25 protein-coding genes and 1 riboswitch are annotated in these 25042 nt (G+C 61.2%); of the genes, 18 read left to right on the top strand and 7 right to left on the bottom strand.

What is annotated here, in order from left to right; translation table 11 throughout:
• The first annotated feature begins 92 nt into the window (after nucleotides 1-92).
• The 4 genes from D8U71_RS03235 (at nucleotide 93) to D8U71_RS03220 (ending at nucleotide 3803) form a co-directional block, all read left to right on the top strand.
• Nucleotides 93-569: a PaaI family thioesterase gene (locus D8U71_RS03235; RefSeq protein WP_024012154.1), complete on the top strand. Its 477-nt coding sequence runs from the start codon at nucleotides 93-95 to the stop codon at nucleotides 567-569.
• Complete coding sequence (locus D8U71_RS03230; RefSeq protein WP_130887151.1) at nucleotides 566-1018, top strand: PaaI family thioesterase; 453 nt, start codon at nucleotides 566-568, stop codon at nucleotides 1016-1018. The genes D8U71_RS03235 and D8U71_RS03230 overlap by 4 nt, the downstream gene beginning before the upstream one ends.
• An 82-nt stretch (nucleotides 1019-1100) precedes the next feature.
• Nucleotides 1101-3005, top strand: coding sequence for a molecular chaperone HtpG (gene htpG, locus D8U71_RS03225; RefSeq protein WP_038861952.1), 1905 nt, complete (start codon nucleotides 1101-1103; stop codon nucleotides 3003-3005).
• Nucleotides 3006-3074: 69 nt separating this feature from the next.
• Complete coding sequence (locus tag D8U71_RS03220; RefSeq protein WP_130887150.1) at nucleotides 3075-3803, top strand: dienelactone hydrolase family protein; 729 nt, start codon at nucleotides 3075-3077, stop codon at nucleotides 3801-3803.
• Between the two features lie 200 nt (nucleotides 3804-4003).
• Here the strand turns inward: D8U71_RS03220 and D8U71_RS03215 are convergent, their stop codons facing one another.
• Together D8U71_RS03215 and D8U71_RS03210 are read right to left on the bottom strand one after the other, a co-directional pair.
• On the bottom strand, nucleotides 4004-4870 hold the full coding sequence (locus tag D8U71_RS03215) for a pirin family protein (protein WP_130887149.1): 867 nt from the start codon (nucleotides 4868-4870) through the stop codon (nucleotides 4004-4006).
• Between the two features lie 61 nt (nucleotides 4871-4931).
• Complete coding sequence (locus D8U71_RS03210) at nucleotides 4932-5348, bottom strand: OsmC family protein (RefSeq protein WP_130887148.1); 417 nt, start codon at nucleotides 5346-5348, stop codon at nucleotides 4932-4934.
• Nucleotides 5349-5501: 153 nt separating this feature from the next.
• Here D8U71_RS03210 and D8U71_RS03205 point away from each other — a divergent pair, with 153 nt between their 5' ends.
• Both D8U71_RS03205 and D8U71_RS03200 read left to right on the top strand, forming a co-directional pair.
• Complete coding sequence (locus D8U71_RS03205; protein ID WP_177434878.1) at nucleotides 5502-6524, top strand: amidohydrolase family protein; 1023 nt, start codon at nucleotides 5502-5504, stop codon at nucleotides 6522-6524.
• 138 nt (nucleotides 6525-6662) lie between these two features.
• Entirely contained in the window at nucleotides 6663-8288 is a 1626-nt protein-coding gene (locus D8U71_RS03200; RefSeq protein ID WP_130887146.1) for a methyl-accepting chemotaxis protein, read from the top strand.
• Nucleotides 8289-8526: 238 nt separating this feature from the next.
• Here D8U71_RS03200 and D8U71_RS03195 read toward each other — a convergent pair whose 3' ends face one another.
• The 3 genes from D8U71_RS03195 to purM are packed head-to-tail and all read right to left on the bottom strand — an operon-like array spanning nucleotide 8527 to nucleotide 10957.
• The gene (locus tag D8U71_RS03195; RefSeq protein WP_016773693.1) at nucleotides 8527-9240 is read right to left on the bottom strand and encodes a DUF3108 domain-containing protein; all 714 of its coding nucleotides are present in this window, start codon (nucleotides 9238-9240) and stop codon (nucleotides 8527-8529) included.
• Between the two features lie 8 nt (nucleotides 9241-9248).
• A complete protein-coding gene (purN, locus tag D8U71_RS03190; protein ID WP_024012162.1) occupies nucleotides 9249-9899 on the bottom strand; it encodes a phosphoribosylglycinamide formyltransferase in 651 nt (216 codons plus the stop codon).
• Nucleotides 9899-10957: a phosphoribosylformylglycinamidine cyclo-ligase gene (purM, locus tag D8U71_RS03185; protein ID WP_016773695.1), complete on the bottom strand. Its 1059-nt coding sequence runs from the start codon at nucleotides 10955-10957 to the stop codon at nucleotides 9899-9901. Before purM ends, purN begins: the two co-directional genes overlap by 1 nt.
• 373 nt (nucleotides 10958-11330) lie before the next feature.
• Between purM and D8U71_RS03180 the strand changes: the two genes are divergently transcribed.
• The 5 genes from D8U71_RS03180 (at nucleotide 11331) to D8U71_RS03160 (ending at nucleotide 15966) form a co-directional block, all read left to right on the top strand.
• Nucleotides 11331-12386, top strand: coding sequence for a DUF2066 domain-containing protein (locus D8U71_RS03180; protein WP_130887145.1), 1056 nt, complete (start codon nucleotides 11331-11333; stop codon nucleotides 12384-12386).
• 34 nt (nucleotides 12387-12420) lie between these two features.
• Nucleotides 12421-13494 carry an AI-2E family transporter gene (locus tag D8U71_RS03175; protein ID WP_130887144.1) on the top strand — a complete coding sequence of 358 codons (1074 nt, stop codon included), beginning with the start codon at nucleotides 12421-12423 and terminating at the stop codon, nucleotides 13492-13494.
• A 206-nt stretch (nucleotides 13495-13700) separates the two neighbouring features.
• Nucleotides 13701-14405, top strand: a complete 705-nt coding sequence (gene hda / locus D8U71_RS03170; RefSeq protein ID WP_007919828.1) for a DnaA regulatory inactivator Hda — start codon at nucleotides 13701-13703, stop codon at nucleotides 14403-14405.
• 191 nt (nucleotides 14406-14596) lie between these two features.
• A complete protein-coding gene (locus tag D8U71_RS03165) occupies nucleotides 14597-15214 on the top strand; it encodes an NlpC/P60 family protein (protein WP_130887143.1) in 618 nt (205 codons plus the stop codon).
• A gap of 215 nt (nucleotides 15215-15429) precedes the next feature.
• Nucleotides 15430-15966 (top strand): C40 family peptidase, encoded by a 537-nt coding sequence (locus tag D8U71_RS03160; protein WP_016773700.1) that lies wholly within the window; start codon nucleotides 15430-15432, stop codon nucleotides 15964-15966.
• Between the two features lie 133 nt (nucleotides 15967-16099).
• Here the strand turns inward: D8U71_RS03160 and D8U71_RS03155 are convergent, their stop codons facing one another.
• Both D8U71_RS03155 and D8U71_RS03150 read right to left on the bottom strand, forming a co-directional pair.
• Nucleotides 16100-17413: a sorbosone dehydrogenase family protein gene (locus D8U71_RS03155; RefSeq protein WP_024012166.1), complete on the bottom strand. Its 1314-nt coding sequence runs from the start codon at nucleotides 17411-17413 to the stop codon at nucleotides 16100-16102.
• 66 nt (nucleotides 17414-17479) lie between these two features.
• On the bottom strand, nucleotides 17480-18064 hold the full coding sequence (locus D8U71_RS03150) for a hypothetical protein (protein ID WP_130887142.1): 585 nt from the start codon (nucleotides 18062-18064) through the stop codon (nucleotides 17480-17482).
• A gap of 162 nt (nucleotides 18065-18226) precedes the next feature.
• Nucleotides 18227-18457: riboswitch (cobalamin riboswitch) on the top strand.
• Nucleotides 18458-18539: 82 nt separating this feature from the next.
• Here D8U71_RS03150 and cobO point away from each other — a divergent pair.
• The 7 genes from cobO to cobU form a co-directional block, all read left to right on the top strand.
• On the top strand, nucleotides 18540-19151 hold the full coding sequence (cobO, locus tag D8U71_RS03145) for a cob(I)yrinic acid a,c-diamide adenosyltransferase (RefSeq protein ID WP_016773703.1): 612 nt from the start codon (nucleotides 18540-18542) through the stop codon (nucleotides 19149-19151).
• The gene (locus D8U71_RS03140) at nucleotides 19148-20530 is read left to right on the top strand and encodes a cobyrinate a,c-diamide synthase (protein WP_130887141.1); all 1383 of its coding nucleotides are present in this window, start codon (nucleotides 19148-19150) and stop codon (nucleotides 20528-20530) included. The genes cobO and D8U71_RS03140 overlap by 4 nt, the downstream gene beginning before the upstream one ends.
• Entirely contained in the window at nucleotides 20527-21177 is a 651-nt protein-coding gene (gene bluB / locus D8U71_RS03135) for a 5,6-dimethylbenzimidazole synthase (RefSeq protein WP_024012169.1), read from the top strand. The genes D8U71_RS03140 and bluB overlap by 4 nt, the downstream gene beginning before the upstream one ends.
• Nucleotides 21174-22082, top strand: a complete 909-nt coding sequence (gene cbiB / locus D8U71_RS03130) for an adenosylcobinamide-phosphate synthase CbiB (protein ID WP_024012170.1) — start codon at nucleotides 21174-21176, stop codon at nucleotides 22080-22082. Before bluB ends, cbiB begins: the two co-directional genes overlap by 4 nt.
• Complete coding sequence (gene cobD / locus D8U71_RS03125; RefSeq protein ID WP_073472676.1) at nucleotides 22075-23067, top strand: threonine-phosphate decarboxylase CobD; 993 nt, start codon at nucleotides 22075-22077, stop codon at nucleotides 23065-23067. Before cbiB ends, cobD begins: the two co-directional genes overlap by 8 nt.
• On the top strand, nucleotides 23064-24515 hold the full coding sequence (locus tag D8U71_RS03120) for a cobyric acid synthase (protein WP_130887140.1): 1452 nt from the start codon (nucleotides 23064-23066) through the stop codon (nucleotides 24513-24515). The genes cobD and D8U71_RS03120 overlap by 4 nt, the downstream gene beginning before the upstream one ends.
• A gap of 120 nt (nucleotides 24516-24635) precedes the next feature.
• Nucleotides 24636-25042 (top strand): bifunctional adenosylcobinamide kinase/adenosylcobinamide-phosphate guanylyltransferase (cobU, locus tag D8U71_RS03115; RefSeq protein WP_130887139.1); only part of this gene is annotated, 407 nt, incomplete at its 3' end.

Genomic DNA, 25042 nt, shown 5'->3' with positions numbered 1-25042 from the left:
CAATTGTTTCAGATATATAAGTTTGTTTTATCACGGAACTTTTGCCGCTTTTCTCACTACTGGCACAAGGCCCAAACGCGAGTAATTATCACATGGCCGAAAACCCCGTTTTTGAGCGCGCGACGCGCTTTTTATCGGCATTGCGACACTGTCAGGTCTTGGGTCTGCAAGTGCACAGTGCCTCCAGCGAAGGGCTGACGGTGATCCTGCCGTACAGCGAAAAAATCGTCGGCAATCCCGAAACCGGTGTCATTCATGGCGGCGCCATCACTTCATTGATGGACACCGCCTGCGGCATGTCGACCCTTTGCGTGCTGCCGGAGTTCGAAGTCTGTCCGACCCTCGATCTGCGCATTGACTACATGCACGCCGCTGAACCGAACAAAGCGGTGTACGGCTTTGCCCAGTGCTATCGCGTGACCACCGACGTGATCTTTGCCCGTGGTTTTGCTTACCAGGACGATCCCGAGCAACCGATTGCCCACGTCGTCGGCACATTCATGCGCATGGGCATCGGTCTGAAGGGCAGCAAGGGTTTCGCGGGCGCGATCAAGGGAGCGAGCCAATGAGCAACGATCTCAGGGAGCAGCTGCAACAGGCTCACGCGCAGGGCGATTACGCGCCGCTGCTGGCGTTGATTCCTTATGCCTGGCTGATCGGTATCGAATGCTCGCGAGTCGGCGATGAGTTGCTGTTCAAGCTGCCGGCGAACAAGGACAACATTGGTAACCCTTTATTACCGGCGATCCATGGTGGCGTGATTGCCGGGTTCATGGAGCTGGCCGCAGCCCTGCATTTGCTGATTTTCACCGGCACGCCGGGTGTGCCGAAGATCATCGATTTTTCCCTCGATTACCTGCGCGCCGGGCAGTTTCGCGACACTTGGGCCAGGTGTCAGGTCTGCCGTCAGGGCCGTCGCGTCGCTAACGTAGCGGTCACTGCCTGGCAGAGTACCGAGGCCGAACCGATCGCCACCGCCCGCGCGCACTTCAAAATTGATGAGCCCTTGAAATCCTGAACAGCGCCCCCAACTCAGATGACAACCCGCCGCAGACCATTTCGGGTCGCGGCCACTGCCATCTGATTGGAGTTTGATGACCATGAGTGTGGAAACTCAAAAGGAAACCCTGGGCTTCCAGACCGAGGTAAAGCAGCTGCTGCACCTCATGATCCATTCGCTGTATTCGAATAAGGAAATTTTCCTTCGCGAATTGATCTCGAACGCCTCTGACGCTGTCGACAAGCTGCGCTTCGAAGCCCTGGCCAAGCCTGAGTTGCTCGAAGGTGGCGCTGACCTGAAAATCCGTGTGAGCTTCGACAAGGACGCCAAGACCGTCACCCTCGAAGACAACGGTATCGGCATGAACCGTGACGATGTGATCACCCACCTGGGGACCATCGCCAAATCCGGCACCGCCGACTTCATGAAAAACCTGTCCGGCGATCAGAAGAAAGATTCGCACCTCATCGGCCAGTTCGGTGTCGGCTTCTACTCGGCCTTCATCGTTGCCGACAAGGTTGATGTTTACAGCCGTCGCGCCGGCACTGCCGCCAGCGAAGGCGTGCACTGGTCGTCGAAAGGCGAGGGCGAGTTCGAAGTCGCCACCATCGACAAGCCAGAGCGCGGCACCCGCATCGTCCTGCACCTGAAATCCGGCGAAGACGAATTCGCGGATGGCTGGCGTCTGCGCAACATCATCAAGAAGTACTCCGACCACATCGCTTTGCCGATCGAACTGCCGAAGGAAGTCACTGCGGCCGAAGGCGAAGAGGCTCCAGCCGTTGAATGGGAAACCGTCAACCGTGCCAGCGCCCTGTGGACCCGTCCGCGCACTGAAGTCAAAGACGAGGAATACCAGGAGTTCTACAAACACATCGCTCACGACTTCGAAAATCCGCTGTCGTGGAGCCACAACAAGGTTGAGGGCAAGCTCGAGTACAGCTCGCTGCTGTACGTGCCGGCCCGCGCACCGTTCGACCTGTACCAGCGTGAAGCGCCGAAAGGCCTGAAGCTGTACGTGCAGCGTGTGTTTGTGATGGATCAGGCCGAGTCGTTCCTGCCGCTGTACCTGCGCTTCATCAAAGGCGTGGTCGATTCCAACGACCTGTCGCTGAACGTGTCGCGTGAGATCCTGCAGAAAGACCCGATCATCGATTCGATGAAAACCGCGCTGACCAAGCGTGTGCTCGACATGCTGGAAAAACTGGCGAAGAACGAGCCTGAGCAATACAAAGGCTTCTGGAAAAACTTCGGTCAGGTCATGAAAGAAGGCCCGGCAGAAGATTTCGCCAACAAAGAAAAAATTGCCGGTCTGCTGCGTTTCGCATCGACCCAGGGCGACGACGGCGAGCAGGTTGTCGGTCTGGCTGACTACCTGGCCCGCGCCAAGGAAGGTCAGGACAAGATCTACTACCTCACCGGCGAAACTTACGCGCAGGTCAAGAACAGCCCGCACCTGGAAGTCTTCCGCAAGAAAGGCATCGAAGTGCTGCTGCTGACCGATCGCATCGACGAGTGGCTGATGAGCTACCTCAGCGAATTCGACGGCAAGACGTTTGTCGACGTGGCGCGCGGTGACCTCGATCTGGGCAACCTGGATTCGGAAGAGGACAAGAAAGCCGCAGAAGAAGTCGCCAAGTCCAAAGAAGGCCTGGTCGAGCGTCTGAAAACTGCTCTGGGTGATTCCGTGGCTGAAGTCCGCGTATCCCATCGTCTGACCGATTCGCCGGCCATTCTGGCCATCGGCGAACAGGACCTGGGCCTTCAAATGCGCCAGATCCTCGAAGCCAGCGGGCAGAAAGTCCCGGATTCGAAGCCGATTTTCGAATTCAACCCAAGCCACCCGCTGATCGAGAAACTCGATGGCGAGCAGAGCGAAGAGCGTTTTGGCGACCTGTCGCACATCCTCTTCGATCAGGCCGCCCTGGCGGCGGGCGACAGCTTGAAGGATCCGGCCGCTTACGTGCGCCGGCTGAACAAGCTGCTGGTTGAACTGTCGGTTTGATCACGTTGTAGGAAAAACCCGCTTCGGCGGGTTTTTTCGTTCTGGTGTTTACTCAATCAGGAGTCAGAAATGAGCCAAGTCACTGTACGTTCCGTGGTCTATCAGATTGACGGCCAGGCCTATGAAGGTCGCCTGGCGTTCGACGCCGAGCACAAGGCTGCGCGCCCGGGTTTGCTGATGGCGCCGAACTGGATGGGCGTCAGCGCCGGTGCCGAAGACATCGCCAAGTCGGTCGCGGCCAAGGGTTACGTGGTGCTGATCGCGGATGTCTACGGCCAGAGCGTACGTCCGCAGAACGCTGATGAGGCGCTGGCAGCAATGATGCCGCTCAAGGACGACCGCGCGCTGCTGCGCAAACGTCTGCAAGTGGCTTTCGAGCAATTGCAGAGCCAGGGCGAAGCCACGGTGGATACTTCGAAACTGGCGGTGTTCGGTTTCTGCTTCGGTGGTTGCTGTGCGCTGGACCTGGCCCGCACCGGCGCGCCGGTAAAAGCGGCGGTGTCGTTCCACGGCACGCTGGATTCGCCGAACCCGGCGGATGCGCAGAACATCAAGGGCTCGGTGCTGGTGCTGCATGGCGCATCCGATCCGTTGGTGCCGAAGGAGCAACTGCCAGCGTTCGAAGAGGAAATGAACGCAGCGAAGGTCGACTGGCAACTGTTCAGCTACGGCGGCGCGGTGCACTCGTTTACCGATCCGCACGCCAACGTACCGGGCAAGATGATGTACGACGAAAAGACCGCCAAGCGCGCGTTCAAGTCGATGCATGATCTGCTGGATGAAGTGTTCAACGGTTAAAAGCGAAAAGCGAAAAACCCCTCACCCTAGGCCTCTCCCGGAGGGAGAGGGGACTGATTGGGGGGGCTCGGGAGTGGCGTCGACCTGAACGTGAATAGGCGAATCCATAATCGCCGAGATTTTTCAGGTCGATGTATAACGCAAGACACCTCACCCCAGCCCTCTCCCTCTGGGAGAGGGCTGGGGTGAGGGTAAGCGGCCTAGCGCGGTAATTCGATCCGCTCGACTTCCCCCGGCACCGTCGGCCAATCCTTGGCCGCCCACTTGCGCCGTGCCTCATCAATCGCCGCCGGATCACTAGCAACAAAATTCCAATTGATCCGTCTCGGTCCGTCCAGTGCCGCGCCGCCGAACACCACCGCGTGCACATCGCTTTCGGCAAACAGGCTCATCTCTTCGCCGGCCGGCAACACCACCAGCGCATGCGGCTCGATCGCCTCGCCATTCAACTGCGCATCCCCGCTCAACGCATACACCGCGCGTTCTTCATGCTCGGCCGGAATCAGCAATGTGGTCGCGGTCTGCATCTTCACTTCCGCATACAACGTAGGAGAAAGCACCGGCACCGGCGATTCCAGGCAAAAGCCTGACCCGGCAATCATGCGAATCTGCACGCCAAGGTTATCGCTGACCGGCAACGTCGCTGCCGGGTGATGGCTGTAATGCCCCGGGCCCTGTTCGTGCGCCTTGGGCGAGGCCAGCCAGACTTGCAGGCCGTGCAGGGTGAAGGTTTCGGCGAGCAGTGGCGCAGGCGTGCGCTCGACGTGGGCGATGGCGCTGCCAGCGGTCATCCAGCTGACATCGCCGGCGCCGACCACTTGATCGGAGCCCAGACTGTCCTTGTGCTGCAATTGCCCTTCGAACAGATAGGTAAGTGTCGACAGGCCAATGTGCGGATGCTGGCGGATATCCATGCCTTTACCCGTCGGATAAATCGTCTCGAGCATGTGGTCGAAAAACACGAAAGGCCCGACGTTGCGGCATTTGGCTGACGGCAGCGGGCGCAGAATCGGCTGGCCTTCGACGTCTTCGGCGCGCGGGCGGATGATCAGGAGTGGCGTGTCCATGGTGCATTCCAGGCTGAGCGGGTGATGCCAGAAGCATAACCCGCCGCTGGCATCAGGAGGATTATTGGCTGTCGAAGCCTTGTGGTGCGTGAGTTTCGATGCTGACTTCGCTGGTGGTCATCAATTTGTGAATCGGGCAGCGATCGGCCACACGCAGCAGTTCCTCGCGCTGGGCGTCGGTGAGTACGCCTTTAAGGGTAAGGGTGACATGCAGGGCGTATTTGCCTTTCTGTTCCTGGCTGTTGTCGCGCTTTACCTCGACTCCCACGCCTGTCAGCGGGATGTTTTTTTTCTTCGCATACATCTTCACAGTCAGCGCTTTGCAGGCGCCCAGCGCAGCGTCGAAGTAATCGTGTGGCTCTGGTGCGGTGCCTGCACCTCCGGCGGTTTTCGGTACATCGGCAAACAATTCGTGGTCGTCGATCTGGACGGTGTGACGAAAACCTTCGGCAGAGACGGTATTGACGGTAACAGTCATGGAAACCTCACAGGCGGCAGGAGAAATCGTTCGATCAAAGCAGACCTTGCAGTTATAGAGCATTCCCGGCAGTGGGCGTTCCGCTTTTCGGCAGGGATGAACCCTTGTCGTTCGGGCGCGGTCTAGGCTATGCCCATCTGCCGGAGATTACTTGTGTCCTTGTCTCGTCTGAGTCTTGCCTGTCTGCTGCTGTTCGCTGGCAGCGCCAGTGCCCGCGAATACACCTACAGCGATGCGCACCTGCATTACGTGGATTTTTTCCAGGAAAGCGCCGGCATGCAGAAATTGCTCACGGCCATGAAAGAAAATTCCATCGAGCACGTGATGATTTCCGGCATTCCCGTGGCGAAGAAATGGCATGAAGACGAACCCAAGCGCCCGCGTTATTACGCCGGTGATGACGCCGATGCCTATTGGTACAGCGCCACCGACGTGATCATTGCCGACGCGGTGCAAAAACTGGCGCCGGAGCAGCGCCAGTACTTTCATCCGTTCCTGTCCGGCTTCAATCCCAATGACAAGAATTCCGCCGCGCACATCCAGCGCATGCTCGATCTGTATCCGGGTTTGTGGCAGGGCATCGGCGAGGTGTTCACCCGACACGATGACCTGACCGCGCTGACCTCCGGCGACACGCCTCGAGCGAACAACGAGGCTATGACCAAGATCTATCACCTCGCTGCGGAAAACGATCTGCCGGTGATGCTGCACTCCAACATCACTTCCAAGCGTGAGAAAAATCCGCTGTACCTGAAGGAAGTCGAAGAGCCGCTGCGCAATCATCCGCACACGCGATTCATCTGGGCGCATGCCGGCACCAGCGCCGAGATCCATCGGCATCAGACCCAGTTGCCGTTTCTCCTGCCAACCCTGACGCGCATGCTTGAGGCTTATCCGAATCTGTTTATCGACCTGTCGTGGAGCATGCTCACGCCGTATTTGCTCGACGAGCAGGGCAAGCCGCGCGCCGAATGGCTGGCGCTGGTGGAAAAGTATCCCGAGCGCTTCATGCTCGGCTCTGACGTGGTAGGACGGTTCAACAAGCTCGGTGAGGAAATGCACAGCTACAAACCATTTCTCGATGCGCTGCCGGAGGCGGTGGCGCGCAAAGTCGCGCGGGATAACTTCCTGGCAATCTTGCCGCGCAACACAGGTAAACCCGCTGCTCCGCGCTGAAACGTCAAAGCCATGGGTTCGGACTAGCCGCTCGTCTGCCTATCGCTTTTTCGTCTTACGCAATTTCAGGGCAATGCCGATACCTTCTAAAGCAACCCGCTGCAGGCTGATGCAGCGCTTTTGGAAGGAGCCAGAGTGATGAATATCCGTAGTCTCAATATTGCCCCGCGTGCCGGTCTCGGTTTTGGCCTGCTGGCCCTGATGGTGTTTGCCCTTGGCGCGTTCGCCTTGCTGCAAATGTCGAACATGCGTGCGCAGTCCGATGAAGTCGACAACAACTGGCTGCCAAGCGTGATGGCGGTCGGTGAGATGAGTCAGGACATGCTGCGCCTGCGCGCACTGACCATGCGCCTGTTGCTCAACCGTGACCCCAAGGCACTGGAGCAGAATGTCGCCAAGCTCGACGAGCTGCGCAGTGGCTTGAGCGAAGCGCAGCAGCGTTATGACGCGTTGATCGTTTTGCCGGAAGAGCGCGCGCTGTTTGATCGCTTCAAGGTTGCCGAGCACAAATACCTGGAACTGCAGGCGCAAGTCCTGCAGCTGTCAGCGCAGAATCGGGTGGCAGACGCTTCGGCGATTCTCAATGATCAGATGAGTCCGCTGGCCGATGAGATTGCTTTGACTCTGCGCGATCTGGTCGAGTTGAACAAGCAAAATGCCGGTCTCGCCACTGAGGCAGCGCGCTTGGTCTTCAAACAATCGCGGGTGTGGGTCGCAGTAATGATCGCCATGGCTGCGCTGATTACCGTCGGCCTGGCGTTGCTGCTGACGCGCAGCATTGTCGTGCCGTTGTCGCAATCGCTCAGCGTGGCCGAAGTGGTGGCCGGTGGGGATTTGACCGGTGACATTCACATCGTTGGCAAAGACGAGCCGGCGCGTCTGCTGCAAGCGCTGAAAAGCATGCAGCACAATCTGCGCGACACGATCCGACGCATTTCCGAGTCGTCCACGCAACTGGCCTCGGCTGCCGAAGAACTCAGCAGCGTCACCGAAGATGCCACTCGCGGCCTGCATCAGCAGAGCCAGGAAATCGAGCAGGCCGCCACTGCGGTCAACCAGATGACGGCGGCGGTGGAAGAGGTGGCGAACAACGCCGTGGCCACGTCTGAAGCTTCCCGCGAATCCGACCGCATCGCCCGCCAAGGGCGCGAGCAAGTGCAGCAGACGGTGACGTCGATCGAGTTTCTCGCTGGCGATGTCACCAATAATGCCGCGCAGGTCGAGGCGCTGGCGCAAAAGGTTCATGGCATCAGCAAAGTGCTGGACGTGATTCGCTCGATCGCCGAACAGACCAATCTGCTCGCACTCAACGCCGCGATCGAAGCGGCGCGCGCCGGCGATGCCGGGCGTGGCTTTGCGGTGGTGGCGGATGAAGTGCGCGCGCTGGCTCATCGCACCCAGCAGTCGACCCAGGAAATCGAGCAGATGATCGGCGGGATTCAACAGGGCACCGATTCAGCGGTCAGCTCGATGCAGCAGAGCAACTCAAGGGCGCGCTCGACCCTCGAGCTGGCGAAGAGCGCAGGCTCGGCCCTGGAGGAAATTGCCTCGGCGTTTACCTTGATCAACGAGCGCAATCTGGTCATTGCCAGTGCCTCGGAACAGCAGGCGGCGGTGGCGCGCGAGGTGGATCGCAATCTGATGAATATTCGTGATCTGGCAATGCAGACATCGGCGGGGGCCAATCAGACCAGTGCGGCGAGTCAGGAGTTGTCGAAGTTGGCGGTGGATCTGAACGGGATGGTGGCGCGGTTTTCGGTGTGAGTTTGACCTTCAAAAGCCCCTCACCCTAACCCTCTCCCGGAGGGAGAGGGGACTAATCCTGCGATGCTTTGGAATCCATATTCGACTCGGTTTCTCAGCTCGATGGTTAGCGGCAGACACCTCGGTCGGCTCCCTCTCCCTCGGGAGAGGGCTGGGGTGAGGGGTAGGCCGCCGCGCAGTATCATCGAACAGATAAACAAAAGCCCCGCGTTCGCGGGGCTCTTTGTTCTGCTATGGATCAGCTGCCTTTAACGGTTTTGCCGTTAACCGTGCCGTCCTGGAGCATGATGTTGTACTCCTTGCCGTCAGTCTCGACCTGTTGCAGACGCACCAGCAGGTAATCCCAGTCCTTGGCGAACCACAGCACGGTGATGCGCTTGCTTTGTGTCGGATCGCGCACGCGTTCGACCTTGATCGCGTCGATCTGGCCGGCCTTGGTGTCGACCTTTTCCGAACCCAGCACGCGGAAGTCATAGGTATCGACTTCGCCATCATCAACCACCTGATAGCTCATGCTTTTCTTGCCGGCGGCAACGTCGTGCTGCAGCGCCAGTTGGTAGGTCGACTTGTCGACCATGCCACGGTTCAGCGGGATTTTCACCGCGTCGCCACGGTCGGTGCCGGTCACCAGTTTGTTGGCCCAGTCGAAGTCCAGATCAGCTTTTTTCGCTTTGCCCAGACCGCCACGTTCAAAGTGGTAGGACTGCGGCAGCAGGGTGTCCTTGTCCAGCTTCAGGGTGCTTTCTTCAGTCAGGCTGGCGATCATCATCGAGGCCTTGAAGCTGAGTTTCCAGACGCCGTTGGCTTCCTTGGTCAGGCTGCGTTCGGCGGTGCCGCTCATGGGCAGCTGCTTCCAGTCGGCGGTGTAACTGGCGGAGAACGGTTGAAGGTCCGCTGCCTGCGCGAAGGGCAGGGCGAGCAGAGCGCAAGCGAAGAGCAGGGCGCGACGCATAATATCTCCTAGTGTCGAATCAAGTGGCCGCTGGCGGCGAGTAACTGGCCGTCGAGTAAAGCACCCTGGTCACCGAGTGTCAGCCTGCCTTCGGCAAACCAGCGTACTGCCATCGGGTAGATCAGGTGTTCCTGAGCGTGGACTCGTTGCGCCAGACTCTGCGGCGTGTCATGCAACTCTACCGGTAATACTGCTTGTACGACCAGTGGTCCGCCATCGAGTTCCTCGGTGACGAAGTGCACGGAGCAGCCATGTTCCGTGTCGCCGGCCTCCAGCGCACGCTGATGAGTGTGTAACCCCTTGTATTTGGGCAGCAGCGACGGGTGGATGTTGAGCAGGCGACCCTGGTAGTGGCGCACGAAATCAGCGCTGAGAATGCGCATGAAGCCGGCCAGTACCACGAGTTTGGGGTTGAATTGGTCGATCAGTTCGATCAGTGCGGCATCGAAGGCCTCGCGGCCCTCGAATGCCTTGTGATCCAGCGAGCGTGTGGCGATACCCGCATCGCGGGCGCGTTGCAGGCCGTAGGCGTCGGCGCGGTTGGAAATCACCGCAGCAATGCGGACCGGGCTGTCGCCGGTCCGCGTGCTGTCGATCAGAGCCTGCAAGTTACTGCCGGTGCCGGACAACAGCACCACGACATCACAGGACTTTGGCATCAGTGAGCCTTGAGGTTCTTCAGCTCGACCTGCGCAGCGCCCTCGGCGGCCACGGCGATCTGACCGATGACCCAAGGCTGCTCGCCAGCGTCACGCAGAGTGTTCAGGGCCACTTCGACGTGCTCCTGAGCTACGCAGATGACCATACCGACGCCGCAGTTCAACACGCGGTGCATTTCGGTTTCATCAACGTTGCCTTTCTCTTGCAGCCAGTCGAACACGGCCGGGCGAGTCCAGCTGGCCACATCAACTACAGCCTGAGCGCCTTTTGGCAGTACGCGCGGGATGTTGTCGAGCAGGCCGCCACCGGTGATGTGGGCCATGGCCTTCACAGCGCCAGTGTCCTTGATCAGCTTGAGCAGTGGCTTGACGTAGATGCGGGTCGGGGCCATCAGCAGGTCGGTCAGCGGTTTGCCGTCGAGCTGGGTGTTTTCGATGTCGGCGCCGGAGACTTCGATGATCTTGCGGATCAGCGAGTAGCCGTTGGAATGCGGGCCGGACGATGGCAGGGCGATCAGCGCGTCACCGGTGGCGACTTTCGAGCCATCGATGATTTCCGCCTTTTCCACGACGCCGACGCAGAAGCCGGCCAGGTCGTAGTCTTCGCCTTCATACATGCCTGGCATTTCAGCGGTTTCGCCGCCAACCAGCGAGCAACCCGACAGTTCGCAGCCAGCGCCGATGCCGGTAACCACTTGGGCAGCGGTGTCGACATTCAGTTTGCCGGTGGCGTAGTAGTCGAGGAAGAACAGCGGCTCGGCGCCGCACACCACCAGATCGTTGACGCACATGGCGACCAGGTCGATGCCGATGCTGTCGTGCTTGTTCAGGTTCAGCGCCAGACGCAGCTTGGTGCCGACGCCGTCGGTGCCGGAGACCAGCACTGGCTGCTTGTAGCCGGCCGGGATTTCGCAGAGGGCGCCGAAACCGCCCAGGCCGCCCATGACTTCCGGGCGCGCAGTGCGCTTGGCGACGCTCTTGATGCGTTCGACCAATGCTTCACCGGCGTCGATGTCTACACCGGCGTCCTTGTAGCTCAGGGAGGGTTGCTTGCTCATGATCCAGGCCTTTAGGGGAGGGGATTCAGGGGGTAACGACCGAGTTCAGCGGGAACATCGAACTCGATGGGCGATCGCCTCACGCGAGTTTCGAGGGGCCCGGCTGTTGCCGGTCTGCGAAGGCGCGCGATTTTATCAGGCTTGAGGGGCAGCGGCCATCCTCGCACCGACGGGCAGGGCCATATCGGCGGAAATTTTTTGCAATCGCAGGGTATGAGTGCCTGTATAAGGTGTGGCGATTAACCGTCTATCGTTAGGACTATGCAAAAACTTACCGCCACCGTGTGAATGTTTTGCCAGGGGAGGGGGTCACAGCCTTGCTCAAACGGTTCACGCGGCGTGTTCCAGCCGCTCCTGTCGACGGGAATTTTCCATGCGTTTTTGTAAATTGTTATTTGTAGGCTGCCTGACGCTGGTCAGCCTGGCGAGCCATGCCGAAAACCTCAAAGGCCTGTATCAGGTGCGTCAGCCAGTCAACGGCCAGGCACCGCAAGAGCGTGATCGCGCCACGCAGGCGGCGCTCGATACCTTGGTGCTGCGCCTGACCGGCGACCCGAAAGCCGCGCAGAACCCGGGGCTGGCGCCGATTCGCAAGGATCCGCAGCAGATCATCAGCCAGTTCGGTTTCGACGCCGGGCCACCGGAAGTGCTGAAAGTCGACTTCGATCCGGCAACCACCGAGCAGGCCTTGCGCCGGGCCGGGTTGCCGGTGTGGGGCGCCAGTCGACCGTCGATCCTCGGCTGGTGGCTGAACGACTCGACCGAAGGTGCGAGTCTGGTCGGTGACGGTCAAACCGCAGCCTCAGCATTGCGCACAGCCGCACAACATCGCGGTTTGCCACTGCGTTTGCCACTCGCTGATCTCAGTGAGCAACTGGTTGCCACCGCACCGGCGCTGGAAAGCGCTGATCCCGCGCCCCTGCGCAGTGCTTCGGAACGCTACAACGCCGACGCCTTGCTGGCGGTGCACGCGCGCGAAGAGGGCGGGCAGTGGCAGGCGAAATGGCGCTTGTGGCTCGGTGATCAGAAAGAGGCCGGCAGCGTACAGGGCGCCGATCAGGCAGCTGTTGCCGATGCGGTGATGCTGGCGGTAGCCGAGCGTCTGGCGCCGCGATTTGTCGCCAAGCCCGGCGCGTCGGGTCAGCAGACCCTGGAAGTGCAGGGCATGAATCTGGAGCATTATGCGGCGCTGCTGCGGTTACTCGAACCGTTCGGCGTGCGTCTGCAAAGCGTGCAGGGTGATCGCATCGTCTACCGGGTCAATGGCAGCGTCGATCAATTGCGCGCGCAATTGTCGCTGGCGAAGTTGCAGGAACTGCCGGCCGAAGCGCCGGCCCCGGTGGCGCCTGCCCAGCCAGCGGCAGATGGTACGCCTGCGGTCGCAGCGCCAACCCCGGCAGCGGCGCCGTCGTTGCGGTTTCGCTGGTAAGTCTTTCCTTATATAGAAGCATCAGGAGTGGTAAATGGCCGATACGCGGCGTTGGTTCTGGCTCGGTGGGGTAGTCCTGCTTTGCGCGTTTGTATGGTTGCTGCACCCGATCCTCACGCCGTTTCTGGTCGCGTTGTTGCTGGCTTATCTGTTCGACCCGCTGGTGGATCGTCTGGAACGGCTCGGGCTGTCGCGAACCTGGGGTGTGATCGCCGTGTTTGCCTTGTTCACCTTGATCGTCACCGCGTTGCTGCTGGTGCTGGTACCAATGCTCGCCAAGCAGTTGCTGCGTCTGTACGAGCTGGCGCCGCAGATGCTCGACTGGTTGCAGCACACCGCTGTGCCGTGGGCGCAAGCGAAACTGGGGCTGTCGGACGGCTTCTGGAAATTCGATAAGGTCAAAGCTGCGATCAGCGAGCACATGGGCCAGACCACCGACATCGTCGGCGTGGTGCTGAGTCAGGCGACGGCCTCGAGCCTGGCGCTGATCGGCTGGCTGGCAAACCTGGTGCTGATTCCGGTGGTGAGCTTCTATCTGTTGCGCGACTGGGACGTGATGATGGGCAAGATCCGCAGCCTGCTGCCCCGTGATCGCGAAGAGCGCGTGGTTTCGCTGGCGGGCGAGTGCCACGAAGTGCTCGGCGCGTTTGTGCGCGGGCAGTTGCTGGTGATGGTTGCGTTGGGGGTGATCTACGCGGCTGGCCTGATGATCGTCGGTCTCGAGCTGGGGCTGTTGATCGGCTTGATTGCCGGGCTCGCGGCGATCGTGCCGTACATGGGTTTTGTCATCGGCATTGGCGCGGCGCTGATCGCCGGATTGTTCCAGTTCGGTGGCGATCTGTACCCGATGGTCGGGATTGTCGCGGTGTTCATGGTCGGTCAGGCACTGGAAGGCATGGTGTTGACGCCGCTCCTGGTCGGGGATCGGATCGGCTTGCACCCGGTGGCGGTGATCTTCGCGATCCTCGCTGGCGGCGAGCTGTTCGGTTTCACCGGCGTTCTGCTGGCGTTGCCGGTGGCGGCGGTGATCATGGTGCTGGTGCGTCATGTCCACGACTTGTATAAGGATTCCGGGATCTACAGCGGCGTTGACGAACCTGAGCTGTGATGGCGCGGGCGGCCCGGCGCTTGGCCGGGCTGCCCCGTTTCGTTCGGGCGAGGGCGCCAGAGAATCTGCCATCAAACCGCTGCGTCAACGCAAACCTTTGATTTTGCTTGGGGTCTGTCGCATTGTGCGCTCAGCCTCACGGGTATAAACTTCGCCAACTTTACACAGAGGCCACTAACGGTTCCTTTGAGAACTGTTCAGTCAGCATGAAACCGATTCAGCTGCCCCTAGGTGTGCGTCTGCGTGACGACGCCACCTTCATCAACTACTACCCAGGCGCCAATGCCGCTGCACTCGGCTATGTCGAGCGTCTCTGCGAAGCCGACGCCGGGTGGACGGAGAGCCTGATCTACCTGTGGGGCAAGCACGGCGTCGGGCGCACGCATCTGTTGCAGGCCGCGTGCCTGCGCTTCGAGCAGATGGGCGAACCGGCGGTGTATCTGCCGCTGGCCGAGTTGATGGACCGCGGCGTGGAAATCCTCGACAACCTTGAACAGTACGAACTGGTCTGCCTGGATGACTTGCAGGTGATTGCTGGCAAGGCGGACTGGGAAGAGGCGATGTTTCATCTGTTCAATCGTCTGCGTGACAGCGGCCGGCGCCTGCTGATCGCCGCGTCCACTTCGCCGCGCGAATTGCCAGTGAAGCTGGCCGATCTGAAATCCCGCCTGACCCTGGCGCTGATCTTCCAGATGCGTCCACTTTCTGATGAAGACAAATTGCGTGCGCTGCAATTGCGCGCATCCCGTCGCGGTCTGCACCTGACCGATGAGGTTGGGCACTTTATTCTCACTCGCGGCACGCGCAGCATGAGCGCGCTGTTCGATCTCCTCGAGCAGCTTGATCAGGCTTCCTTGCAAGCGCAACGCAAGCTGACCATTCCCTTCCTCAAGGAAACTCTGGGCTGGTAGTAGTGGGCTTTTGCCAGCTTTCAGGCGCCAGAAAACCCGCGTCTTTGCGCCGATTCACCGGCCAGACGAGTTACGCGCTTAGATGTAAACGCGAAACCGGGAAGTCACATAAAGTTCGATTGAATTTGCAAATGAGGACGATAGCGGGCATAGTCTCGGCTTCTTTACAACTATCAGCCACGGTCGTGCCCATGCTAAAGCGCTTCGCACCCCTCGTGCCTCTCGCACTCGTTACCCTGTTATTCGGTTGTGCTGCTCATTCTCCGGTTCAAGAGCCGCCGCGACAGGTCAAGAATTCTGCTACCGCCCAGTCTTCCGTTATTTACCAAGAAGAGCTGGACACCGAAAAAGAACTCAACCAGTTCAACGGCAGCAAGCCTTATCAGCTTCCTGTTCTGGCTGACAGCATCCTCGAACGCGGCATGTCCCTGATCGGTACCCGTTACCGTTTCGGCGGTACCTCTGAAGCCGGCTTCGATTGCAGCGGTTTCATCGGTTACCTGTTCCGCGAAGAGGCGGGCATGAACCTGCCGCGCTCCACTCGCGAAATGATCAACGTTGATGCGCCGCTGGTTTCGCGCAGCAACCTTGAGCCGGGTGATCTGCTGTTCTTCGCCACCAATGGTCGTCGCGGTCGTGTCAGTCACGCCGGCATCTACCTGGGTGACAACCAGTTCATTCACTCCAGCAGTCGTCGCAGCGGCGGTGTTCGCATCGACAGCCTGGGTGACAGCTATTGGAGCAAGACTTTCATCGAAGCCAAGCGCGCACTCGCCATGGCGCCGACCGTGGTCACCGCTCGCAAGTAACCTGCATGTCGCTGCGTTCGCGGCGACAAAACGGCACGGCAACGGAGTAGACCTAAACTTTACAAGGTGAAGTTAAAGTCTTACTTGAAGTTTGCCGCGTAGCCGCTAGAATCCTGAATCTATATTGATGGCAAACCGCCTGCGTGATGACGCAGGCGGTTTTGTTTCTGTCCATTCGGCAGAGAAAGCCGCAGCCAGATCAGGATGTTCTGCTTATGACGATGTCGGCCCGCCTCACCTTGATCCTTTGCGCCGCGCTGCTCAGCGCCTGCGCCAGCCGTACACCGCCGCCAGCCCCCGTGGTTCGCGCGCCGATCGTGTTCGGTCCTTCCCAGGCTTTTTCTCCCGTTGCTGAAGACGTGCTGTTCCGCGCCCTCGGCCTGGTCGGCACTCCGTATCGCTGGGGCGGCAACACGCCAGATTCCGGTTTCGATTGCAGTGGTCTGATCGGTTTCGTCTACCGCGACGCGGCGGGAATTTCGCTGCCACGCTCGACCCGCGAAATGATCGTCATGCAGGCGCCGAATGTCGGCAAGGAAGGCTTGCAGACCGGCGACCTGATTTTCTTCGCCACCAATGGCGGCTCGCAGGTCAGTCATGCGGGGATTTACGTCGGTGAGGGGCGCTTCGTGCATGCACCGGCCACGGGTGGCACGGTCAAGCTCGATAGCCTGTCGAAGGCCTATTGGCAGAAGGCGTATCTGAGCGCCAAGCGGGTGTTGCAGCCGGGGCAGCTGGCGCATAACCCGTAGTAAAAATCGCATACATTCTAATGTGGGAGCGAGCCTGCTCGCGAAAGCGGTGTATCAGCCAATTCAATGGAGGTTGACACTACGCATTCGCGAGCAGGCTCGCTCCCACAGTTGTTTCAAGTCACATTCGACATCACTTCGTGGCCGACACACGCCACACTTTGTTCCCGACATCATCCGCCACGAGCAAGCCACCTTGCTGATCGATCACCACGCCCACCGGGCGGCCCAGCGCATTCTCGTCCTTGTCGAGGAAACCGGTCAGCACATCCACCGGCTGCCCGGTCGGCTTGCCGCCAGTAAACGGCACGAAAATCACCTTGTAGCCGCTGTGCGGTTTGCGGTTCCACGAGCCGTGCTGGCCAATGAATGCGCCTTCCTTGAATTGCGCCGGCAGGCTGTTGCCCTCGGCGAAGGTCAGGCCCAGCGAAGCGGTGTGCGGACCGACCGCGTAATCCGGCGCGATGGCCTTGGCCACCAGATCCGGATTCTGCGGTTTGACCCGCACATCGACGTGCTGGCCGTAGTAGCTGAACGGCCAGCCATAGAAGCCGCCGTCCTTGACCGAGGTGATGTAGTCCGGCACCAGATCGCTGCCGATTTCGTCACGCTCGTTGACCGCTGTCCACAAGGCGCCGCTGGTGGGTTCCCAGGCAAGGCCGTTGGGGTTGCGAATGCCCGAGGCGAAGATCCGGTGATTGCCGGTCGCCCGATCCACTTCCCAGATCGCCGCGCGGCCTTCTTCCTGATCCAGACCGTTTTCGCCGACGTTACTGTTCGAGCCGACGGTGACGTAGAGCTTGTTGCCGTCCTTGCTGGCGATGACGTTCTTGGTCCAGTGGTGATTCAGCGTGCCGCCGGGCAAGTCGACGACTTTGATCGGTTGGGTTTTGATCTCGGTGGCGCCCGGCTCGTAGTTGAAGCGCAGCAGGCGGTCGGTGTCGGCAACGTACAAATCATTGCCAACCAGCGTCATGCCAAACGGCGAATTGAGGTTCTGCAGGAACACCGTGCGGGTTTCCGCGACGCCATCGTGGTCGGCATCACGCAGCAGGGTGATGCGGTTCGGGCTGGGTACGCCGGCACCGGCCTTGCCCATGACTTTCTTCATCACCCAGCCACGAATGCCTTTGCTGTCATCGGGCTTGGGCGGCGCATTGGTTTCCGCCACCAGCACATCGCCGTTGGGCAGCACGTAGAGCCAGCGCGGGTGATCGAGGCCTTCGGCAAACGCGGCGACCTGGGTGCCGGCCGCTGCGGTCGGTTTCGCGCCGTCCGGCCAGCCCACCGCCGGGGCGATGTTGACTGTCGGGATCAGCGTCTTGTTCGGTTCGGGCAGTTTCGGTGACGGACCGGTGCCGTCGGAGACTTGCAGGCTGGAGGTTTCACCGCAGGCAGCGAGCCCGCCAGCGACGGCGATGATGAGAGCGAGTGGGGCCTTGCGCATTGCTGATCTTCCCTATGAATGCATTCCTAAACATAGAGGAGGGCGCAGGCCCGATGGTTCAACTGCTCAACCGCGGGCTTCCTTGAACAGCACGGCGATGCCCGGATGATAGTTGCCCGCGTCGCTGTGCAATTTGCGATAGGCGTAGGGGAAATACCAGGCTACGGCGCAGGTGTGTTCCTTTTGCAGGTCGTCGACCATGTCCTGCAGTTCTTCAGGGCTGGCGCTGTGCTGGACCTTTTGCGGGGCGACGAAGAGGCAACCGAGCTTGAGATCGCTGGCGTAGCTGATGCGCTTGGCATCAGCGGTGATGTCGAGCAGGGCCTGGGTCAGGTTGAGGTTGTTGACCCGTGGCCAGCGTTGCGTGGCCTGAATGAACGCGCGGTCTTCGGCGCCGGCAATCAGCAGATCTGCGCGAGCATTGCGTTCGCCTTCTTCGTTCTGTTTGCGCGTGGCCGTGTCGTTCAGCGTGACCATTTCAGCCATCCACGCCGCTGCCGCGAGCAGGCCGAGATTGGCTTTTTCGTCGTGCCAGTACGGCGTGTCGTTGTCGCCGCGAACGGTGTTGTAGCGATCGATACAGTCAAACCAGCGTTCCAGCACCGGGCGCAGGAATTCCAGGCGCGGGTTGCTGATGATCATGCCTTGCATCGTCGTCATCCTTATTGTTGTAGTGGGCTTTTCAGAAAAAGCATGGCTCTTTGATATCACTTGTCACAGTCTGGCACAAGATTGCCGCTGCACATTTGATCAGCGGCAGTTATTCGCGCGCAAAGCGCCTCTTCAATTGACGCTCCACCCCCAACCCTCTAACCTTCGCCGCTTGTTTCAGGTGCTCTGTGGCCCCGCGTCGACAGAGTGAAACAGGGAAGCCGGTGAGTGTGGTCTTCAAGCGAAGCCACGACGATCCCGGCGCTGCCCCCGCAACGGTAAATGAGTGAAAACTGCGCCTTGAGCCACTGCCTCGAAAGAAGCGGGAAGGCGCGCAGTCAGGCGAAACGCCGCTCATGAGCCCGGAGACCGGCCTGATCCATCTCAGCGGCATCACGGTGGGCGATGCCAGGCTTTTTGCCTTCTATTCTTGTGCCTGCCCGCCGTTATCCAGCCTCAACGGAGAGCTCCCCCCATGACTGATTCCCCCGAGCGTGACGAACGCCATCTGGCGCGCATGCAGCGCAAGAAAGCCGTGATCGACGAACGCATCGCCAACTCGCCCGACGAATGTGGCCTGGTGCTGGTGCTGACCGGCAACGGCAAAGGCAAGAGCAGCTCGGCATTCGGCATGCTCGCCCGCGCCATGGGCCACGGCATGCAATGCGGCGTGGTGCAGTTCATCAAGGGCCGCAACAGCACTGGCGAAGAATTGTTTTTCCGCCGCTTCCCCGAGCAGGTGCGTTTCCACGTCATGGGCGAAGGCTTCACCTGGGAAACCCAGGATCGTCAGCGCGACATCGCCGCGGCGACCGCCGCTTGGGAAGTCTCGCGCGAATTGTTGCGCGACCCTTCGATCGGTCTGGTGGTGCTCGACGAATTGAACATCGCCCTCAAGCACGGCTACCTCGATCTCGATCAGGTGCTCAGCGATTTGCAGGCGCGTCCGCCGATGCAGCACGTGGTGGTCACCGGTCGCGGCGCCAAGCCGGAAATGATCGAGATGGGCGACACGGTCACCGAGATGGGCATGCTCAAGCACGCCTTCCAGGCCGGGATCAAAGCGCAGAAAGGCGTCGAACTTTGAAGCAACCACGTCACTGCCCGGCGGTATTGATTGCCGCGCCGGCCTCCGGTCAGGGCAAGACCACCGTCACCGCTGCACTCGCCCGTTTGCATCGCAACCAGGGGCGCAAGGTGCGCGTGTTCAAATGCGGCCCGGACTTTCTCGACCCGATGATCCTCGAGCGCGCCAGCGGTGCGCCGGTGTATCAACTGGACATGTGGATGGTCGGCGAGCAGGAAAGTCGCCGGCTGTTGTGGGAAGCCGCCGCCGAAGCCGACCTGATTCTGATTGAAGGGGTGATGGGCCTGTTCGACGGCACGCCATCCAGCGCTGATCTGGCGCGCCACTTCGGTGTGCCGGTGCTCGGCGTGATCGATGGCACCGCCATGGCGCAGACCTTTGGCGCCTTGGCGCTGGGCCTGGCGAAGTATCAGCCGGACTTGCCGTTCGCTGGCGTGCTGGCCAACCGCGTCGGCACCCTGCGCCATGCGCAATTGCTCGAAGGCAGCCTCACCGAAGGTTTGCGCTGGTACGGTGCGCTGTCCCGCGAGACCGGCATCGAATTGCCGAGCCGCCACCTCGGTCTGGTCCAGGCCAGCGAATTGAATGATCTGGATCTGCGTCTCGACGCGGCTGCCGATGCGCTGGCCAGCAGTTGCCAAGTCGCGCTGCCACCGGCGGTTGAATTCGCCGCGCCTGACCTCATCGCCGCCGAGCCTTTATTGAATGGTGTGCGCATCGCCGTCGCCCGCGATGAAGCCTTTGCCTTCACCTATGGCGCCAGCCTCGATCTGCTGCGGGCGATGGGCGCCGAGCTGCAATTTTTCTCGCCGATCCGCGACACGCAATTGCCCGAGGCGGACAGCCTGTATCTGCCGGGCGGCTATCCAGAGTTGCATCACGTCGCGCTGGCGCAGAACACCTCGATGCTTGCAGCAATCCGCGCGCACCACGCGGCGGGCAAGCCGTTGCTCGCCGAATGTGGCGGCATGCTTTACCTGCTTGATTCGCTGACCGACGTGGAAGGCACCCGTGCTGAGCTGGTCGGTTTGCTCAAGGGCGAGGCGGTGATGCAGAAGCGTCTGGCGGCGCTGGCGTTGCAGGCGGTTGAGCTGCCGGAAGGGGAGTTGCGTGGGCATACCTATCATCATTCGCTGACCACCACCGAGCTGACGCCTATTGCCCGTGGGCTGAGTCCCAATGGCGGGCGCGGCGCTGAGGCGGTTTATCGCGAGGGACGGATGACGGCGTCGTACGTGCACTTTTATTTCCCATCGAATCCGACTGCGATTGCGTCATTGTTTGCGCCAGACAGTGAGGCCGGCTTCGCGAGCAAGCTCGCTCCCACAATGGATGACCTGAACCCTGCGGGAGCGAGCCTGCTCGCGAAAGGGCCATGACCGACAACACATTCTCCGAAGCCGAACGCGCGGCGGTCTACAAGGCCATCGCCGAACGCCGCGACATGCGCCACTTCACCGGCGGCAGCGTCGAACCGCAGCTGCTGCGTCGTCTGCTCGAAGCCGCTCATCAAGCGCCGAGCGTCGGCCTGATGCAGCCGTGGCGCTTCATCCGCATCAGCGATCGCGCTCTGCGCGGGCAGATCCGCGATCTGGTGGAAGAAGAGCGCATCCGCACCGCCGAAGCCCTTGGCGAGCGCAGCGATGAGTTCATGCAGCTCAAGGTCGAAGGCATCAACGACTGCGCTGAGGTGCTGGTCGCGGCGCTGATGGACGATCGCGAAAAACACATCTTCGGTCGGCGCACGTTGCCGGAAATGGACATGGCCTCGTTGTCCTGCGCGATCCAGAATCTGTGGCTGGCCTCCCGCGCTGAAGGCTTGGGCATGGGCTGGGTCTCGCTGTTCGAGCCGCAAGCGTTGGCGGATTTGCTCAAGTTGCCGGCCGGTGCCAAGCCGCTGGCGGTGTTGTGTCTGGGCCCGGTCAAGGAATTCTATCCGGCACCGATGCTGGTACTTGAAGGCTGGGCGCAGGCGCGGCCGCTGAACGAGTTGCTGTACGAAAATTACTGGGGAGTGAGTCAATGAGTGTGGCGTTGCTGAGTGTCGCCGCGGTAGCGCTGGATGCGCTGCTCGGTGAACCGAAACGCTGGCATCCGCTGGTGGCGTTCGGCAATTTTGCCGCGCGCATCGAGCAACGCTTCAACGCCGGCGGTCGAGGCTGGCGCAGCCATGGCGTGACCGCGTGGGTTATCGCGGTACTGCCGCTGACCTTGCTCGCCACGGCATTTTCCTGGGCGCCCTATGTCGGCTGGATTGTCGAGATTCTGGCGCTGTATTGCGCCCTCGGCATGCGCAGCCTCGGCGAGCATGTCGCGCCGGTCGCGGCTGCGTTACGCGCCGATGATCTGGACGAGGCACGCAAGCGCGTCGGTTATCTGGTCAGCCGCCAGACCAATGAACTGGACAGCAACGCCGTGGCCCGCGCCGCCACCGAGTCGGTATTGGAGAACGGCAGCGATGCGGTGTTCGCTGCGCTGTTCTGGTTTGTCGTTGCCGGCGCGCCGGGCGTGGTCCTGTATCGCTTGAGCAATACCCTCGATGCGATGTGGGGTTATCGCAACGAACGCTTCGAGCGTTTCGGCTGGGCGGCGGCGAAAATCGACGACGTGTTGAACTACATTCCTGCGCGTCTGGTGGCATTGACCTACGCGCTGCTCGGCAAAACCCGCCTCGCGCTCAAATGCTGGCGCACCCAGGCGCCGCAGTGGGACAGCCCCAACGCCGGCCCGGTGATGGCGGCTGGTGCCGGTGCGCTGGGCGTCGAGTTGGGTGGCCCGGCGATCTATCACGGCGAACTGCATGAGCGCCCGCAACTGGGCGAAGGTGCGCCGGCCGATGCCGATTCCATCGACCGTGGCTGGCAATTGGTTCAGCGCGGCGTATGGTTGTGGCTGCTGATGCTTTGCCTGGGGGCGGAATTTTATGCTTGAGCACGGTGGCCGGTTGCGCAAGGCTGCACTCGATTACGGGATTGCCGAAGCCGACTGGCTCGACCTGTCCAGCGGCCTCGCGCCGTGGCCGTTCCCGATCCCGGAGATCCCGCTACGCGCCTGGGCGCGCTTGCCGGAAACCGATGACGGTCTGGAACAGGCCGCCTGCGATTATTACGGCGCCGCGCAGGTGCTGCCGGTCGCCGGCTCGCAAATGGCCATCCAGTTGCTGCCGCGTCTGCGCCGGGCCGGCAAGGTCGGCGTGTTGTCGCCGTGCTATGCCGAGCATGCCGAAGCCTGGAGGCGCAGCGGTTACATTGTCCGTGAAGTGCTCGAGCAGGAAGTCGAGTTCTTTCTCGACAGTCTTGATGTGCTGGTGGTGGTCAATCCGAACAATCCGACCGGCCTCAGCCTGACCCCGGCGCGCCTGCTCGACTGGCATGCGCGGCTGGCGCAACGTGGCGGCTGGCTGGTGGTCGACGAAGCGTTCATGGACAACACGCCGCAACTGAGCCTGGCGCCCTATGCGCATCAGGTCGGGCTGGTGGTGTTGCGTTCGTTCGGCAAGTTTTTCGGTCTGGCCGGGGTGCGCCTCGGTTTCGTTCTGGCCGAGCGCAAGTTGCTCAAACTGCTCGCCGAACAGGTCGGGCCGTGGGCGGTGAGCGGGCCGACGCGGGTGCTCGGTACGGCGTGCCTGCAAGACACCGAGGGTCACACCCGTCAGCGGATTCGCAGCGATGAAGCGAGTGAACGGTTGGCGGCGCTGCTGACCCGTTGCGGTTTTGCACCGCAGGGTGGCTGCGCGCTGTTTCAGTGGCTGATCACCGAGCACGCCGAAGCGCTGCACGAATTCCTCGCCCGGCGCGGCATCCTCCTGCGCCTGTTCAGCCACAACAGCAGCGTGCGTTTCGGCCTGCCAGCGGATGCCGCGCAAGCGCTGCGTCTCGAACAGGCTTTGCAAGCTTTCACCAAGGACCATCCATGACCACTCTGATGGTGCAAGGCACTACGTCCGATGCCGGCAAAAGCACTTTGGTGACGGCGTTGTGCCGCTGGGCCACCCGCCAGGGTGTGGCGGTGGTGCCGTTCAAGCCGCAGAACATGGCGCTCAACAGCGCAGTCACCGCTGACGGCGGCGAGATCGGCCGCGCGCAGGCAGTGCAGGCGCAAGCGGCCTTTCTCGAACCCCACACCGACATGAACCCGGTGCTGCTCAAGCCCAACAGCGACACCGGCGCGCAGGTGATCATTCATGGCCGCGCGGTGACGACGATGAACGCCGTCGCCTATCACGATTACAAGGCCATCGCGATGCAAGCGGTGCTCGCCTCGCACGAGCGACTCAGCGCTGCGTATCCGCTGGTAATGGTCGAAGGCGCCGGTTCGCCGGCGGAGATCAATCTGCGCGCCGGCGACATTGCCAACATGGGCTTTGCCGAAGCGGTGGATTGCCCGGTTTTGCTGATCGCCGACATCAATCGCGGCGGCGTGTTTGCGCATTTGGTCGGCACCCTGGAATTGCTTTCGCCGAGTGAACAGGCGCGGGTCAAAGGCTTCATCATCAACCGCTTTCGCGGCGATATCGCCTTGCTGCAACCGGGCCTCGACTGGCTGGAACAACGCACCGGCAAATCGGTGGTCGGCGTGTTGCCCTACGTGATGGACCTGCACCTCGAGGCCGAGGACGGCATCGACCAACGCCAGACCGACAAGGCCGAGCAGGTGTTGAAGGTGGTGGTGCCGGTGCTGCCGCGCATCAGCAATCACACCGATTTCGACCCGCTGCGTCTGCACCCGCAGGTGGATCTGCAATTCGTCGGCCCGGGCCAGGCAATTCCCGCCGCCGACCTGATCATCCTGCCGGGCTCGAAAAGCGTGCGCAGTGATCTGGCTTATCTGCGCGCCAACGGCTGGGACGCGGCAATCAATCGGCATCTGCGCTACGGCGGCAAGGTGCTGGGGATTTGCGGCGGTCTGCAGATGCTCGGCGAGCAGGTGCACGATCCGCTTGGGCTCGAGGGTGCTGCCGGCTCGAGCGCCGGTCTGGGTCTGCTGGCGTTCGAAACCCAGCTCGAAGCCGAAAAGCAACTGCGCAACGTGCGCGGGCGGCTGGCACTGGAAAACGCCGCAGTCAGCGGTTACGAAATTCATGCTGGCGTAACCAGCGGGCCGGGGCTGGAAACCCCGGCGGTGCATCTGGACGACGGTCGTTGCGATGGTGCGCAAAGTGCCGATGGCCAGGTGTTCGGCACCTATCTGCATGGCTTGTTCGAATCCCCCGAGGCGAGCGCGGCGTTGTTGCGCTGGGCCGGGTTGAGTGATGTGCAGGAAGTCGATTACCACGGCTTGCGCGAACGCGACATCGAGCGGCTGGCGGATCTGGTGGAGAAGCATCTGGATACCGGGCTGTTGCGTCAGCTCTGCGGGATTTGAGTTGTCCTGGCTGGCCTCTTCGCGAGCAGGCTCGCTCCCACAGGGAACTGCGATCAACGGTGGGAGCGAGCCTGCTCGCGAAGGGGCCGGTTGCCTTACCACACATTTTTGGATGAACCCATGCTCCAACTGATCCTCGGCGGCGCCCGCTCCGGCAAAAGTCGTCTGGCGGAAAAACTCGCCAGCGACAGCCATCTGGCGGTCACCTACATCGCCACCAGCCAACCGCTCGACGGCGAAATGAATCAACGCGTCGCCCATCATCGCGCACGTCGCCCGGTCGAATGGGCGTTGATCGAAGAACCACTGGAACTGGCCCGCGTACTGCGCGAATCCGCTGGCGCCGAGCGCTGCCTGCTGGTCGATTGCCTGACCCTGTGGCTGACCAATCTGCTGATGCTCGACGACGCCGAACGTCTCGCCGCCGAGCGTGAAGCCTTGCTCGACTGCCTGGCGTCGTTGCCGGGTGAAATCATTTTTGTCAGCAACGAGACCGGAATGGGTGTCGTGCCGCTGGGCGAATTGAC

This window comes from Pseudomonas sp. Sample_21 (assembly GCF_004307525.1).
In the GTDB taxonomy this organism is placed as follows: domain Bacteria; phylum Pseudomonadota; class Gammaproteobacteria; order Pseudomonadales; family Pseudomonadaceae; genus Aquipseudomonas; species Aquipseudomonas atacamensis.
This window is presented reverse-complemented; position numbering and strand designations above follow the sequence as displayed.